General features: G+C 59.5%; 14 protein-coding genes and 2 tRNA genes. 8 read left to right on the top strand and 8 right to left on the bottom strand.

Features of this window, described 5'->3' with window-relative positions:
• Nucleotide 1 precedes the first annotated feature (1 nt).
• From AC6HU3_RS07065 to AC6HU3_RS07030, 8 genes are all read right to left on the bottom strand, one after another.
• Entirely contained in the window at nt 2-253 is a 252-nt protein-coding gene (locus AC6HU3_RS07065) for a hypothetical protein (RefSeq protein WP_497473071.1), read from the bottom strand.
• Entirely contained in the window at nt 250-759 is a 510-nt protein-coding gene (locus AC6HU3_RS07060) for a nucleotidyltransferase domain-containing protein (protein ID WP_497473070.1), read from the bottom strand. Before AC6HU3_RS07060 ends, AC6HU3_RS07065 begins: the two co-directional genes overlap by 4 nt.
• Nucleotides 735-1,904 carry an RAMP superfamily CRISPR-associated protein gene (locus AC6HU3_RS07055; RefSeq protein ID WP_497473069.1) on the bottom strand — a complete coding sequence of 390 codons (1,170 nt, stop codon included), beginning with the start codon at nt 1,902-1,904 and terminating at the stop codon, nt 735-737. Before AC6HU3_RS07055 ends, AC6HU3_RS07060 begins: the two co-directional genes overlap by 25 nt.
• Nucleotides 1,901-2,650, bottom strand: coding sequence for a hypothetical protein (locus AC6HU3_RS07050; RefSeq protein ID WP_497473068.1), 750 nt, complete (start codon nt 2,648-2,650; stop codon nt 1,901-1,903). The genes AC6HU3_RS07055 and AC6HU3_RS07050 overlap by 4 nt, the downstream gene beginning before the upstream one ends.
• On the bottom strand, nt 2,647-3,942 hold the full coding sequence (locus AC6HU3_RS07045; RefSeq protein ID WP_497473067.1) for an ATP-binding protein: 1,296 nt from the start codon (nt 3,940-3,942) through the stop codon (nt 2,647-2,649). Before AC6HU3_RS07045 ends, AC6HU3_RS07050 begins: the two co-directional genes overlap by 4 nt.
• Nucleotides 3,939-5,045, bottom strand: coding sequence for a type III-B CRISPR module RAMP protein Cmr1 (gene cmr1, locus AC6HU3_RS07040; protein ID WP_497473066.1), 1,107 nt, complete (start codon nt 5,043-5,045; stop codon nt 3,939-3,941). The genes AC6HU3_RS07045 and cmr1 overlap by 4 nt, the downstream gene beginning before the upstream one ends.
• Before the next feature lie 350 nt (nt 5,046-5,395).
• Nucleotides 5,396-5,767, bottom strand: coding sequence for a hypothetical protein (locus AC6HU3_RS07035; protein ID WP_497473065.1), 372 nt, complete (start codon nt 5,765-5,767; stop codon nt 5,396-5,398).
• Nucleotides 5,768-5,798: 31 nt separating this feature from the next.
• Nucleotides 5,799-7,463 (bottom strand): cytochrome c3 family protein, encoded by a 1,665-nt coding sequence (locus tag AC6HU3_RS07030; protein WP_497473064.1) that lies wholly within the window; start codon nt 7,461-7,463, stop codon nt 5,799-5,801.
• Nucleotides 7,464-7,575: 112 nt separating this feature from the next.
• Here AC6HU3_RS07030 and tkt point away from each other — a divergent pair, with 112 nt between their 5' ends.
• The 8 genes from tkt to tsaB all read left to right on the top strand — a co-directional run bounded on the left by tkt (nt 7,576) and on the right by tsaB (nt 14,159).
• Nucleotides 7,576-9,567, top strand: coding sequence for a transketolase (tkt, locus tag AC6HU3_RS07025; RefSeq protein ID WP_497473063.1), 1,992 nt, complete (start codon nt 7,576-7,578; stop codon nt 9,565-9,567).
• 1 nt (nt 9,568) lies between these two features.
• A complete protein-coding gene (locus AC6HU3_RS07020; protein ID WP_497473062.1) occupies nt 9,569-10,582 on the top strand; it encodes a bifunctional phosphoglucose/phosphomannose isomerase in 1,014 nt (337 codons plus the stop codon).
• A complete protein-coding gene (locus AC6HU3_RS07015; RefSeq protein ID WP_497473061.1) occupies nt 10,579-11,613 on the top strand; it encodes a sugar phosphate nucleotidyltransferase in 1,035 nt (344 codons plus the stop codon). Before AC6HU3_RS07020 ends, AC6HU3_RS07015 begins: the two co-directional genes overlap by 4 nt.
• Nucleotides 11,579-12,046: a regulatory protein RecX gene (locus AC6HU3_RS07010; protein WP_497473060.1), complete on the top strand. Its 468-nt coding sequence runs from the start codon at nt 11,579-11,581 to the stop codon at nt 12,044-12,046. The genes AC6HU3_RS07015 and AC6HU3_RS07010 overlap by 35 nt, the downstream gene beginning before the upstream one ends.
• Before the next feature lie 98 nt (nt 12,047-12,144).
• Nucleotides 12,145-12,227, top strand: a tRNA-Ser gene (locus AC6HU3_RS07005).
• An 11-nt stretch (nt 12,228-12,238) separates the two neighbouring features.
• A complete protein-coding gene (locus AC6HU3_RS07000) occupies nt 12,239-13,363 on the top strand; it encodes a type IV pilus twitching motility protein PilT (RefSeq protein ID WP_497473059.1) in 1,125 nt (374 codons plus the stop codon).
• A gap of 5 nt (nt 13,364-13,368) precedes the next feature.
• Nucleotides 13,369-13,459, top strand: a tRNA-Ser gene (locus AC6HU3_RS06995).
• Nucleotides 13,460-13,472: 13 nt separating this feature from the next.
• Complete coding sequence (gene tsaB, locus AC6HU3_RS06990; RefSeq protein ID WP_497473058.1) at nt 13,473-14,159, top strand: tRNA (adenosine(37)-N6)-threonylcarbamoyltransferase complex dimerization subunit type 1 TsaB; 687 nt, start codon at nt 13,473-13,475, stop codon at nt 14,157-14,159.
• Nucleotides 14,160-14,162: the final 3 nt, after the last annotated feature.

The following is a 14,162-nucleotide window of genomic DNA, read 5'->3' as shown; positions in this document are numbered from 1 at the left end:
GTTATCCTCCGGTTCGGGGAGTTGCGGGTAAATACCCCTTCCCCTTCAGAAACGCCTTCCACAACCGGTAGACAGGTTCGGGCAGGTTCAGGTCGTCCAGGAGTTCGGCGATTTCCCGGAGATCCAGGGTGCGAATGTCCTCTTCACGGCCGTGGAGAAGCACCTGACGGATATACCAGCGGCGCTGGACGGGGTCGGTCAGGTCAATGCGATCCGTGCTCCAGACAAGGTGGCGAGGCGGTTTCATTTTCATAGCTCAATCACCTCACCCGGACGGAAATCGGGCTTTAAGTCCCAGTACCATAGCCTGCCCAGGCGTTTGCGCCGGGCGCCCAGTTCACGGAGGCGTCGGCGGAGCCGCTCCAGCACGCCCGCCAGGAAGCCGTCTTTGTCGTAAAGCAACACGGCCTCTTCTGTCATATCCAGATAAACAGGGTGAAAGCGTCGGGCTTCCTCACGAGAACGGATGATTTCCACCACATCGGTATATACCCCGCGGTCCCATAGGGGCTCGAGCAGGGGCGTAATGGTTTCACGCGCGGGTTCAAGCAGGGCACGGCGGCGGGTCATCCCGCGAGGGGCTTTTCCCAGCACCACGAACAGGTCAATGTCGGAATAGAGCCCGGCCTCTCCGCGTGCCACGGAGCCAAACAGGGCCACGGAGACGAGTTGCTTGCCGAGGGTTTTTTGAAGGGCCCGGGCATACGCCTCGGCGATGGCGCGAAGTTGGGCGTTCAGGTCGTTGGTGTGTCTTTGCATATTGCTCGCCATCCCTGCAAAAAGATTTTCCTCCAGGATTCAGGTTTAACTTGGATGGCCTGCTCCTTCACATCCGTCACCCCATATCCGCTGCTCGTTTTGGCGCCGAAGCCGTACACGGTGAACATGGCGCGGAGGCCCGCGGCGACGGCTTTCAGGTCGTCTTCGGCTTGCTTTTGGGCCTCTTCGGGGTGATCGCTCAGGTCCAGAGGCACATAAAGCAGCGTGAAGGTGCCCTGCGTACCCGCGGGCACGCACTCAAAGTAGATGGGATGTTTGCCCGTGCCGGTTTTGCGATCGTGGGGATTGATCACCTCCAGGCCGATACGGTCAAAGAAAGAGGGATAGAAGTGCAGGCGGCCCTGGAAACCCTCGATGTCTCCAACGCGATATTCTTCCTTTCGCAGGCGATTTTCAAGTTCATCTGCAACTTGTTTGATCGTCTCCTGGAATCGCCGTTTCCATTCTTCTGCTTGTTGCTTATCTTCCGGCGGAGGGCCAACCCGATGCAAAGCCCAGGCCCGGTTGAGAAAATCGACCGTGCCATCCTTCTCATTTCCAAAGAGGCGGTGCAGACGCAGGCGTTCTTCTACGAAATCTTTCTCATCTTTTTTGCCCGATTGCAAGGCGTCCACCAGTTCTCGCACCATCGCCGCCCGCAGGGCGCCCTTCCACTGGCTCGGTGCCACGTAGGGCACTTTGAACACCCACTCCTTCTTCACCGGGTTGTCCAGGATGTAGAAGTCCACATCGTCCTTGCTGATGTAGGGCTTGCGAAGGATAAAGGTGAGTTGCACGGCCCACGAACCGGGAGGGAAGGAGGAAAGGTCAGGGAGGGGAGGGAGCAGGCCCAGTTCCCGATACAGGTTCGTGCGTTCCTCCAGAAACTGAGCCGATCGCTTTTCAATCCAGTATCGCAGTCCCCCAGCCATCCGTCGGGTGCCCATGCGGGCTTCTTCTTTGCGAGGGGTGATAATGGCTTGAGAGAGAATCTCTATACACGCCCAGTCGTCACTGATCTGGGCGATCTCCGGCCATGCCTTGGGCAATCTTGCGGATTGGCCAACGAGCCGAGCGATGGCGAACCCCTGGGTGAGGCTGTCTTTGAGGGCAAAGGGGAATTGGGCGTGAAATTCACGGTTCATCGCACTGTCACCTCCAAAGCTTTAATCCATGAGCTCAAAATTTCTTTTGCGCTTTCCTCAGCGTATCTCCATCCTCGGTCTAAGATTATTCTGGCTAATCTGGCTTTCTCTTCAGTGCGTTTCACTTTCCAAAATCGAACAGCCACCAGATAGGCAGCTAAAAAATCCTTATCTTCATCAAAGTCTATTCCATTGCTTCTGATAACTGACGGAATTCCGTTTTGTACAAGCAATTTTACGCTATCGGGTTGACCATGAATATCCTCCGCAAATCTGGAAAGCACGGCCTCTTGCAGGCCGATGGCCAAGATATACCCATCCGCCGTCCGATTCCTGAGCACCATCCCAAGATTTTCATTCACGGGTGGATGGGCCAGGTGAAGCACCAGGCGGAATCTGAAGTTTTTATCATGGTCCCACACGTAAATCGAGGCACCTACCTGGTCAGGTTGCATCTGAAATCCAGAAATAAGGGCGTTTATTATGTTTTGAAAAGATTGACGTATCCTTTCTTCGTCTTCGCCTTCATCCACATCCCGGAAAACAAGAACGCGTATATCCACTCCGGGTTGCAATTGGCCTTGTAAAAGTTCTAACATCCTCTGCCGAAAGCTCTTCTTCCCACCTACGGATTGGAAGGGCTGAAAAGTCCCGTTAAAATGGGAAGTCCTCATCAGGAAGTCGAAAATCACTTTCTCTGTGATACCCTCACCAAAAGGAAATACAACGAATTTTTTGCCATTCATGCATCTCCCCCCACAGACGAATCCAACATATATCTGAGAGGATTATTCTCAGGTATCCAGAATCGCGGATCCATTCCGGCTTCAAGCCAGGCACGAATGTTCTCAAACTTAAACGTCGCGGCCAGAAGCTGTCCATTTCTTAAGCCCATACGGAACACTCTAAAACCCTCTTTAATTCCGACTTTTTCCGCATGTAAGGTCAGAAGTGTGGTAAGCTCAATGCTTTGGGATGTGAGAAACACTTGAATCGGTTTGCCTTTGACCAGATCAAGTACCTCATTGAGTAAACGACTAAGTGTCGCCGGGTGCATAAACAGTTCCGGGTCCTCCCACAGGAGTACCCCCGGCTGTTCCTTAGTGACAGTTTCTGTGAGGGCAATCAGCGCCGCCAGGATTTTAAAGGCGTGCCGGGCGCCGTCGCCAAAATGATCAATCGGAATCGGCTTTTTATCGGCCCACTCGATAAAACCTGTCCACTGATCTCGGATATAAGGCTTTAAGTTGACTTTAGTCCCTTCCAATTCTGGAAAAACCCGGCTCAGCCTCTTTGCAATGTGGTCTTCCCAACCAGTTACCTCTCTATACATCTTCTTCGCAAAGCTATTCTCAAAATGTCTGTCGGTTGTATGAAAGTCAAACAACAAGATATTATTCGCTGCTGGCATCTCACCCTCAATCGCCCATACAGCAAAGTGATCAATAGGTTCTCTCTGCGCCCACCTGTACACCCATTCTTCTTCCCAGAGATATATCCAATATGTGTTTTCCAAGGCGACCCCTTCCTTATTGAAGAAAGGCGGCATCATGGGCCCAGGCGGTATGGCTATGTCTGTTTGTGGAAAAAGACGAAAGAGAGATACTGCGCTTTCGTCTTTCTTGAAAAAAACCCGCTTCCGGCCACCTTCCTCTGGAGGTGCAGAAAGACTAAACCTCCGGAAAGGATATTCGTCAGGCAAGTCTTTCAGCACCACATCCAGGTTGTATTCATCGGTCAGCACCGCCGGCGATTCGCTCCATTTTCGGGGCATGCCATGACGAGCACGCAGGCGAGGCATGGGCTCTTCACCCAGAAAGTCATTACGGCTAAGGGTGTGCGCGGTCCATGCACTCGGTTCCACATCCGGAATAAGCACACTGCACTCCCGTCCGCTCACACCCGCCAGATAAAGCATTTCCAGAATAGCGGTCTTACCACTGTTGTTTGGGCCGATAAGGAGGTTGATTTTGCCGATGTCGTCCAGCACACCTTCCCGAATGCCCCGGAAACGATGAGCAACAAGACGCCGAATCATGCGCATGCTCCCTGGAGAAATTGCTGCACCTCTTGGGTCTTCCAGGGTTGCCAATTCCGGGCAGCGGGCCAAATCTGCAGATTACCTTGCCCCCCCAGAACCTGGTTCCAGGTGCTTGTATTTGTCAGGATAGTCCACAGCTGGCTGGCCGTCCCATTCTCGACAGGCATCCACACCCAGCCGTGAATCTCCCAATGGGCATCCTTTCTATAAGCCCAGGTTGCACCGATGCGTCCCCGGCGCCGGTCCGGGCGCAGTGTACCAAAAATTTTCATCTCTTCCTCGCGGGAGCCCTGCCAGCGGTTAAACCGCCACTCGTTTTTCAGAGATGGTGTGGTCGGAACTGTCCCCCACCGACTGACCAGCGGCTGCACCTGGCCACCAACGCGCCCCACGCCTGGCACCTGCGTCCACCAGCCCGGCCTGGTGGGGCTGAATATGTACCGGAAGAAAAGAAAGCGGCGCAGATCGGGCAATTCGGTACTGTCTCTGCTACTTTCTTGTTGGCCTAAAACCCTCCATTGCCATTTTTGGGCCTGGTTTAGCACCTCCTCACGGTTCACGATGGTGAATGCGCCGTACCCCAGTTGGGGCCGTGCCCCAAGCGTGCCAAACTTCTCCAGCCACAGCAGCAAACAGGCCAGCATGGAAATCACCTGTGCATCGCCTTGTAATGAAAATATCAATTCGCCCATGTGGCCCGGCATCAGATACCAGCCCCGTTGACGCCGGGGGGGACGGATATTAAGAGTCTTCTCCCTGGGCGTCCAGATGAGCTGAGTTTTATCTTCAATAATTCTCAGCCGAAACCGCCGCCTCCATCCCGTCGCCCCGAACACCTGGCACACATCGCACAAGCCTGCGTCGTGCAAGCGTTGACGTTCATCCGTGGCCTTGCTATTGCGATATTTCTCAACGTCAAAAGAGCATGTATGCTCCGTCGGATCGCATGCACTTCCGCCCAGTCCCCGCACGATGGCCTCATACCACCAGCGCAAGGAACCAAGAAGACCTGTTTCATGAAGGCGGTCCATGGTGCCATCCACGCCGCCGGTCCAGAGGGGAGTGAGGGTTCGAAGGGTCAGGGTCAGTGTTCTGGTCACACGCCCCTTCCTGTTATTTCACAGCCATCACCCCAACAGTATACAGGCATGGAGAGAAACTATCCAACGCTGTCCACGCCATAGCGCATTTGTTCACCAGAGCACAGAATCTGAATGGATCCCTTCGGACACTCTTTCATGTGCAGCATGCCGTTTCCATGCCGAACATAAAGAAAAGTTCGGGGGATGATTCTCCCCGACCCGGGGGAAAGGGAGACCCTTCTCGAACATCAGCCCCTGTCGCATAAACACCCAGGTTCCGGGCTTTCCTGATCCACCCACGACAAAAGAACAGCCTTCCTGTCACCACGCCCTGCCCTGAGAAAAACAAAGAGAACGGATTCAGAACTTCAGTTCCTGACTTTTCTCCGGGAGCGTTTCGGATTTTTCCCTCGCCGGGCGTTCCACACCATCTGCCCATAGCCCCACAGAAGGAGCAGGGCCCCCACCGGCGCCAGATACACCCCCACAAAGGGATCGGTCTCGGTGGGGGCGATCCCGCCCAGGAAAAAGCCCAGCGGCAGGAGCACCACGCCGGCGACAAAGGTGCGGTTTGGCCTGCCCAGATGGGACGAAATCAGAAGATACAGGAAAGAGAGAAGCAGCCCGTGGGCATGGGCGAGCGTCCACATGAGACGCCGGACGGGTTGAGCGAGATAGGCCGAAATCTTGAAGCCGTGAAGCGCCTCCAGCCCGAGCCCCAAAACCAGCCACAGTCCCATCCACCACCAGATCCAGGAAACCTCCGGGGACCTATTCTCCAAATTCAAACTCTTCCTCCTGTCGTGTGGCCACAAGGGTCTGAAGTTCCGGATTTGCCTCCACCCCCGCCGCCCACGCCTCCACCTGCGAAGGCGCCACGCCCTTTTCCCTGAGCACCCGGCGGGCAAAGGTCCGCACAATGGGATAGGGGTCCCGCAGGGCTTCTTTCAGAATGGCCTGCACCCAGGGCTCGCCCAGGTTCCACCGTTTCAGATGCTCCACCAGGATCACCCGGTACACCACATCCCCCTCTCCGAATCCCCGGAGTCCTTCCGGCATCTGAAAGCGGGGGTCCGTCGGTCCCATGGTGGGCACCCCCCACAGACGGTGGGTCTCCTCTGCCGCCCAGAACACGCTTTTGTCCAGATGACACAGGTTGCAGGCGTTGGGCCGTCCCCACATGGCTGTGGCAACCGGATCGGGGTTTTCAATCCGGTGACTGGGATGGATAGACATCACCCCATACACTATGGCCGGCATGTGGCAGTCCTGGCACCGTACCTCCGGCGGATGGTGGGTGTGGGCCTTCCGGGCGGATGCGTCAGCGTATTCCCCGTGGCACTGGGTGCAGGCGAGATCGGTGCGCATCTGGGAGGGAATCATCCCCGCCGGATCTCCCTCGTGGGCTTTGTGGCAGGTGGTGCACGTGAAGGGCTCGCTGGGCTTCTGCTTCACGAAGCAGGGAGACATGAGCACGCCCTGGAGTTCATAGGCCGTGAGCCGGGGCGTGCCGTCCTTCCAGAAGCGAAGATAAAAGAGTTTGTAATCCGGAAGCGTGTCCGTGGGTTCCAGAGGTTTGTAATACTCGAACAGGTCCTCTCCGGGGATATAGGGATCCCCCCGGGTGATGAGCTCCCCGATCCGGTCCAGGGGATGGGGGAGGCGCTGGCCATGGCACTGCCCGCACACCTGCACCGCCCGCAGAGGAGGGAGTTTTTCCGGGTGGACGATGGTGGGGTCGTCCCGGCGAAGGTAGGTGTAGAGCAGCCTGCGCAGGGGGTTCCGGTTTTTTCGGACATGGGTTTTTCCCGGGGCGTGGCACTCCTCACAGGCGATGCCGAGTTCCTCCACAGTGGAGCGATACACTTTGAGCTGAGGGTCCAGGTTGGGATGGGGGCCCGTGTTGTGACAGAAAATGCAGTTCACGTTCCAGAGGCCATATCCATCCAGAAAACTCGCAAGTCCCGCGGGACGTTCCCTGCGGAAAAAGGCCTCCGGAATGGGGAAGAAGCGCTGGTCCTGAATGCTGTAGAACACGGGGATCCGGTGAATGACGCCATTCACATCAATGGCAAACTGCTGCATCCGGTGGGATCCAATGAAAAACCGGAGGGGAAAGGTGTGGACCTTGCCGTCCAGGTACGGGAGGGTGACGAAATACCGGTTTCCCTTTCTATGAAAACGGACCTGGATGCCGTACACCGTCAGGGTGGTGTCGTCAATGGGGGCCCGGACGTGTTCGGGGGTGGCGGGGGTGGTCATGGTGCGGTGATAGGTCCGGGCCCAGGACTGGTGATGAAGGGGATGGCACACCGCGCATTCCCGGCTCGTGACCCACTCGCCCCATTTCGGAGGAGCATCGGGTGAGAGGGCGTGAACCAGACCGGCTCCCACGAGGCCGGCAAGCCCAAGGGCAACCCCGACTTTCCCCCACATACGGCAGGAAAGGTACAGAGTCCGGAAAGGACGGTCAACCTATGGGCGCGCTTTTTTCCCTTTGTTCGCCTGAAAGCGTGTATAATAGCGCCGAAACGAAAAGGAGCAGGCCATGCCGGAACCCGAAAACGTCATCACCGCCCTCCGGATGCTTGCCGTGGATATGGTGGAAAGCGCCCGGAGCGGCCATCCGGGCATGCCCCTGGGGGCCGCTCCCATGGGCTATGTCCTCTTCTTTGAAACCCTGCGACACAACCCGGCCAATCCCCGCTGGCTCAACCGCGACCGCTTCGTCCTCTCCGCCGGCCACGGATCCGCCCTCCTCTATGCCCTCCTCTTCCTCTCCGGCTATGACCTCACCCTGGAGGACCTCAAAGCCTTCCGGCAGGTGGGAAGCCGTACCCCCGGCCACCCGGAATTCCGCCTCACCCCGGGTGTGGAGACCACCACCGGTCCCCTGGGACAGGGGTTTGCCAACGGCGTGGGGATGGCCCTGGCCTCCCGCATCCTCCAGGATCGTTTCAACCGGGAAGACCTTCCCCTCATAGACTTCCGGGTGTACGGGATTGTGTCGGATGGCGACCTGATGGAGGGCATTTCTCACGAGGCGGCCTCCCTTGCAGGGCACTGGGGGCTGGGTAACCTGATTTACCTCTACGACGACAACCGGATCTCCATTGACGGGCCCACGGATCTCGCCTTCAGCGAAGACGTTCGGAAGCGGTTTGAGGCCTATGGCTGGCAGGTGCTGGAGGTGGAGGACGGGAATGACCTCACGGCGCTCCGCGAGGCCCTTGCGGACGCCCAAAGAGAGGAAAGCCGGCCCACCCTGATCCGGGTGCGCACCCACATCGGCTATGGAAGTCCCCTTCAGGACAGCGAGAAGGTCCACGGTGCCCCTCTGGGACCGGAAAACTGGGAGAAAACCCGGGAGTTTTACGGCTGGCCCAGGGAGATGTTCTTTGTCCCCGACGACGTCCTGGCCCTCCGGGACGAGATGCGGCGGCGGGGCGAGGCCCTGGAGCGGGAGTGGATGGACCGCCTGGAGGACTACCGCGTCCGGTATCCGGAGGACTATGAGGCCTTTCTGCGGTGGATTCACAAAGAACTCCCGCCCGATCTTGAACACCGTTTGCCCGAATTCGAGGCCGGAACGAGCATCGCCACCCGGGCGGCAAGCGGCAAGGTCCTGAACGCCCTGGCCCCCCACATCCCCAACCTCATCGGAGGATCCGCCGACCTCACCGACTCCAACAAAACCCGGATCGAAGGAAGCCCGCCCATCCGCAAAGGGGATTTCCGGGGACGGAACATCCACTTCGGTGTCCGGGAACACGCCATGGGGGGAATTCTCAACGGCCTGGCCTACACCGAATGCTTTTTTCCCTACGGGGGAACCTTCCTGGTCTTCTCCGACTACATGCGCCCCTCCATCCGCATCGCAGCCCTTTCCGGGCTCCATGTGATCTATGTGTTCACCCACGACAGCGTGTGGCTGGGGGAAGACGGTCCCACCCACCAGCCGGTGGAACATCTGGCGTCCCTCCGGGCCATGCCCAACCTGGTGGTGATCCGGCCGGCGGACGCGGCGGAAACCGCCTGGGCCTGGGTGTTCGCCCTGAAGCACCAGAAAGGTCCTGTGGCCCTGGCCCTTTCCCGGCAGGGGGTCCCCGTGCTGGACCGGAAACGGTTCGCCCACCCGAAAGGTCTTCTGCGGGGTGGGTATGTGCTGGCCGAAAACGCCCCCCATCCGGAACTCATTCTGGTGGCCACGGGTTCGGAGGTGGCGCTGGCTGCACAGGCCTATGAGGTGCTGGAAAACGAGATGGCCATCCGTCTGGTGTCCCTTCCCTCCTTTGAGATCTTCTTCATGCAGGACGAGGCCTATCGCCGGGAGGTCCTTCCCCCCGGTGTCCCCAAACTCGCCGTGGAAGCCGGGGTTTCCTTTGGATGGGAACGGATCGTGGATGTGGGGAAGGTCATCGCCCTGGACCGGTTCGGTGCATCCGGACCCTTCCGGGATCTCATGAAGCACTTCGGCTTCACCCCCGAACGGATCGTGGAAGAAGCCCGGAACCTTCTTGCCACCCCACGGGAGTCGTGACATGACCGGATATGAGCAGATGGAGCAGTGGATCCGGGAGTTTCCCCGGCAGGGGCTGTGGACCCCCGATCTCCCGAACACCCTGCCTCAGGGACCTTTCCCCGCGGTGGTGGTGGCGGGGATGGGGGGCTCGGCCGTGGGAGGGGATCTCCTTCGCATCCTCTTTGAGCCCGACCTGCCCGTTCCTTTCTTTGTGAACCGGGATTATGGCCTTCCGCCCCTGCCTGACGGAACACTGGTGATTGCGGTGAGCTATTCCGGAAACACGGAAGAAACCCTGTCGGCCTTTGAAGAAGCCCGATCCCGGGGCTATCCGGTGGTGGCAGCCTCAAGCGGCGGAGCCCTCCGGAACCGTGCCCGGGAGGCCGTTCCCTGGATCGCCCTTCCGGAGGGGTATGCGCCCCGGGCCGCGCTGGGCTATATGCTCGCCCTGCTCACCCATCTCCTCGCCCGGATGAACGTCCTCCCCGAAAGCGCGCCGGATCGGCTGGTGGAGGCTTTCCGGTGGCTTGCCACGCAGGAAGAGGCGATGACCCGCGAAGACGTCCTTCCCCGGGAACTTGCGGAGAAATATTACCTTCGCCTGCCCCTTCTCTATGCTTCCCGGCGGTTCTTCCCGGTGGTGGAACGGTGGCGGGCCCAGATCAACGAGAACGCCAAGGCCCTGGCCCACACCGCCCCCCTTCCGGAGATGAACCACAACGAGATCGCCGGACTCCATCATCCCCACCGGGTTCTGGTGGCTTCCTGGGTCACCTTCCTGGTGTTTCCCGACGATCATCCCCGGATCCGGGATCGGGTGAAGCACACCGCCGACCTCGTCTATGAGGACGTTCTCGGATGGAACGTGGTGGAAGCCGAGGGTCCCACGCCGGAGGCCCGGATCCTCTGGAGCCTCTGGGTGGGAGACTGGATGAGCCTGTATCTCGCCCGGGCCTATGAGGAAGATCCCGTCGCCATCCCCCGGATCACCTCCCTGAAAACACGGCTCCAAAAGAAGGAGGAAGAAGGGTGAAACTCATCCTTCCTCTCGCCGGTGAAGGCAAACGCATGCGTCCTCTGTCCCTCGGTCGCCCCAAACCCCTCATTCATGTGGCAGGCAAACCCCTTCTCTTCTGGATCTATGAGATCTTCGGCGTGTACGACCTGGACACGGTGGTGCCGGTGGTGAGCCCCGGCAAACAGGGAGAGCAGATCGTGGCCTGGTCCCGGGAGCACTGGGAACCCCGGGGCGTCCGGGTGGTTCCCGCCGTGCAGGAAGAACCCCTGGGACTGGGACATGCGGTGCTGGTGGGCCTGGAGGCCCTCGGCGAGGATCTGAACCACGTTCTCATCTCCGTGGGCGACACCCTGTTTGACGTGGATTTTCAGGAAATTTTCCGCAAACAGGTGAACTTTATCGGCGTGAAGGAGGTGGACGATCCCCGGCGGTTCGGGGTGGTGTGGACGGACGAGGAGGGGCGGATCACCGAACTGGAAGAAAAACCCGAAAACCCCACGAGCAATCTGGCCATTGTCGGCATCTATTACTTCACCCAGGCTTACCCCCTCAAGGAGGCCATCCGGACCCTCATGGAGTGGGGGGTGAAAACCCGGGGGGAATACCAGCTCACCGACGCCCTGGAGGTTCTGGTGGAGCAGTGGAACGTCCCCCTGTACGCCGAACCCATTGAGGGCTGGTATGACGCGGGCGTTCCCGAAACCCTCCTCAAAACCCACGAACTCTGGTGTGAGCGCCATCCCCATATCGGTGACAACGTCGTGATTCGGGGGCGGACCAAGATTTTTCCGCCCGTGGTCATTCCCGACGGGGTGGTGCTGGAAGACGTGGAGATCGGGCCCTTCGTGAGCGTGGGGGAAGGTTCGGTCCTGGAGAAAAGCAAGATTCGCCATGCGGTGCTCCACGAAAACGTCCACCTTCTGAACACGGAACTGGAATATGCCCTGGTGGGCGGTCATGTCCACATCCGGGACCTGAAGCTCACCGGTCTTGTGGGAGATTACACGTCCCTTGCCCGGAAGAAAACGGGGCCGCCTTCCGATTGACGCCTATGCCCTGCGGCTCCTGCAGGTTCGCCCCCGAAGCCGCAGGGAGATGGAAGCGCGTCTTCTCCGGCACGGCTATCCCCCGGAAGAGGTTCAGCGGGTGCTTGCGCAGTTTGAAGCGAGCGGCCTTCTGGACGATGCGGCCTTTGCCCGGGACTGGGCCCGAACCCGGATGGTCCGGGGAATGGGGGATGTGGCCATCGTGAAGGAACTCGTTCACCGGTTCCACGTCACACCGGAGGTGGCCCGGGAAGCCGTCGGCGAGGTGTTTGACGAGGAGGAAGCCTATCGCCGGGCCCGCTCACGGCTGGAGGGCTGGTGGGAGCGCCTGAAGCACGATCCCCGGGGACGGCGGAAACTCTATGAACGGGCCTGGCGGCGGGGCATTCCCTCCGCGTGGGTGGACCGGTTTCTGGCCGAAGCCGAATCCTGACATTCAGTCCTCCCTGCTTCTCCCCGCGGTTGTTCTTGCACAATCGTTCAGCCCCCCATCTTGATGGTTTCGGTTCGGTCTTGTATAATGAACGGCACGGAGGGTTGGCCGAACGGCGAAGGCGGCGGATTTGAAATCCGCTGGGCGCAAGCCCGTGGGGGTTCGAATCCCTCACCCTCCGTGGAGAGAACCATGCCCGTTTTTGGAAAAGAAGAGCTTCACCAGCTGCTCCGGGAGCAGGTCCGCCGGGATGCTTCCGACCTGATCCTGAAGGCGGGGTATGTCCCGGTCTTCAAGGTCCACGGCGAGGTTCAGCACGTGAACCTTCTGGGCCGGGCCCTGGACCCGGAAGATCTCGTGGCCTGGGCGAAGGTCATGCTCCCGGAGGACCGCCGGAAGGCCCTGGTGGAAAACCGGGAGGTGGACTATTCCTATCAGCTCCCCGGCGTGGGCCGGTTCCGGGTGAACGCCTTCTTCCAGAAAGGCTACATCGCCTATGTGTTCCGGTATATCCCCCAGGAAATCAAATCCTTTGAGGAACTCCATCTTCCACCCGTCCTGGCCAAGATCTCCCTGATCCCCCGGGGACTGATTCTGGTGACGGGGACCACAGGTTCCGGGAAATCCACCACCCTGGCCGCCATGATTGACTATATCAACCGTCACCGGAAGGTCCACATCGTGACGATTGAAGACCCCATTGAGTTCCTCCACGTGGACAAGAAAGCCACCATCACCCAGCGGGAGGTGGGCCGGGACACCCCCAGCTTCTTCCAGGGACTCAAAGCGTCTCTCCGGCAGGCTCCTGACGTGATTCTGGTGGGTGAGATCCGGGATCGGGACACCGCCAGCCTGATCCTCACCGCCGCCGAAACCGGCCATCTGGTGATGTCCACCGTCCACACCACGGACGCCGTGGAAACCATCAACCGGATCGTCTCCATGTTTGAGCCCCACGAGCAGGACTACATCCGCTATCAGCTCTCCCTCACCATCTCCGCCATCATTTCCATGCGGCTCATCCCCCGGAAGGACCGGAAAGGACGCCTGCCGGTGGTGGAGGTGATGCTCGGAACGTCCACCATCAAGGAATACATCAAAGACCCCGAGAAAACCCACATGATCCGGGATCTCATCCGGGATGCCTCTGTGGAAGGCATGCAGACCTTTGACGACATGCTCCTCAAATATCTGGACGAGGACCTCATCACCTACGAAGACGCCCTGCGGTTTGCCACGGATCCCAAAGCCCTGGAGCTCCGGCGCCAGGGCTTTCTGGAAACCCGCGAAAGCGCGGAAGACATGTTCGGCGCATGAAGCGCGGAGGGGTGGCCGAGTGGTCGAAGGCGGCGGCTTGCTAAGCCGTAGCCCCGGCTAAAACCGGGGCCGAGGGTTCGAATCCCTCCCCCTCCGCCTTTTGATTTCTATGTCTCTCCCAGCTGTTCTCCTTGCGCTGGAAACGAGCGGACCGGAAACCTCGGTGGCCCTGTTTGTGGACGGCCAGGCCCGGGCCTTTCGGCGTTCCTTTCACCGCTTTGCCCACAGCAACCTCCTCCCCACCTTCGTGCTGGATCTCCTCCAGGAAGAAGGGGTGGACCCCGGGGCCGTGGACGGGATCGCCCTCTCCGGAGGACCGGGATACTTTACCGCTCTGCGAATCGGCTTCGTGTTCGCCAAAGCCCAGCACCTGGTCCACGGCACACGGGTGGTGCTGGTCCCCACGCCGGAAGCCCTGGTGATGGACCTTCCCCTCCCGGAAGGCGCGGTGGTGACGGTGCTTCTGGATGCCCAGAAACGGGAAGTGTATCGTTCGGTTCTGCGGAAAACCCGGGAACTTCCCGACGTGGTGGAGGACCTGTCCATCGTCCCGGTGGAGGGCCTTGAGATCTCCACGCCCCTGGCCGCGGGATCGGGAGTGGCCCGGTATTTCCCGGATCACCCGGCACGTCTTGTCCCCACCCCCCTTCAACCCACCGCGCTGGGCGTGGGGTTATGGGCGCTCCGGGCCCTGGAAGCCGGGGTGGCCCGGCTGGAGGACCCCACCCACCTGACCCTGCGATACGGGCGCCTGCCCGACGCTGTGGTCCACCGTCTGATGAGAAAGAACGCCTGATCG

The sequence above is a fragment of the Caldifarcimen microaerophilum genome (assembly GCF_055387105.1).
Note: the sequence above shows the minus strand (reverse complement) of the source record. Positions and strands in the feature narration are given on the sequence as shown.

Bases quoted from the DNA above. Each gene is read 5' to 3' on its own strand.
- AC6HU3_RS07060 (WP_497473070.1), bottom strand. From the start codon at position 759: ATGCAAAGACACACCAACGACCTGAACGCCCAACTTCGCGCCATCGCC.
- AC6HU3_RS07035 (WP_497473065.1), bottom strand. From the start codon at position 5,767: ATGGGACTGTGGCTGGTTTTGGGGCTCGGGCTGGAGGCGCTTCACGGC.
- AC6HU3_RS07065 (WP_497473071.1), bottom strand. From the start codon at position 253: ATGAAAATGAAACCGCCTCGCCACCTTGTCTGGAGCACGGATCGCATT.
- tsaB (WP_497473058.1), top strand. From the start codon at position 13,473: ATGTCTCTCCCAGCTGTTCTCCTTGCGCTGGAAACGAGCGGACCGGAA.
- AC6HU3_RS07000 (WP_497473059.1), top strand. From the start codon at position 12,239: ATGCCCGTTTTTGGAAAAGAAGAGCTTCACCAGCTGCTCCGGGAGCAG.
- AC6HU3_RS07030 (WP_497473064.1), bottom strand. From the start codon at position 7,463: ATGTGGGGGAAAGTCGGGGTTGCCCTTGGGCTTGCCGGCCTCGTGGGA.
- tkt (WP_497473063.1), top strand. From the start codon at position 7,576: ATGCCGGAACCCGAAAACGTCATCACCGCCCTCCGGATGCTTGCCGTG.
- AC6HU3_RS07020 (WP_497473062.1), top strand. From the start codon at position 9,569: ATGACCGGATATGAGCAGATGGAGCAGTGGATCCGGGAGTTTCCCCGG.
- AC6HU3_RS07055 (WP_497473069.1), bottom strand. From the start codon at position 1,904: ATGAACCGTGAATTTCACGCCCAATTCCCCTTTGCCCTCAAAGACAGC.
- AC6HU3_RS07050 (WP_497473068.1), bottom strand. From the start codon at position 2,650: ATGAATGGCAAAAAATTCGTTGTATTTCCTTTTGGTGAGGGTATCACA.
- AC6HU3_RS07045 (WP_497473067.1), bottom strand. From the start codon at position 3,942: ATGATTCGGCGTCTTGTTGCTCATCGTTTCCGGGGCATTCGGGAAGGT.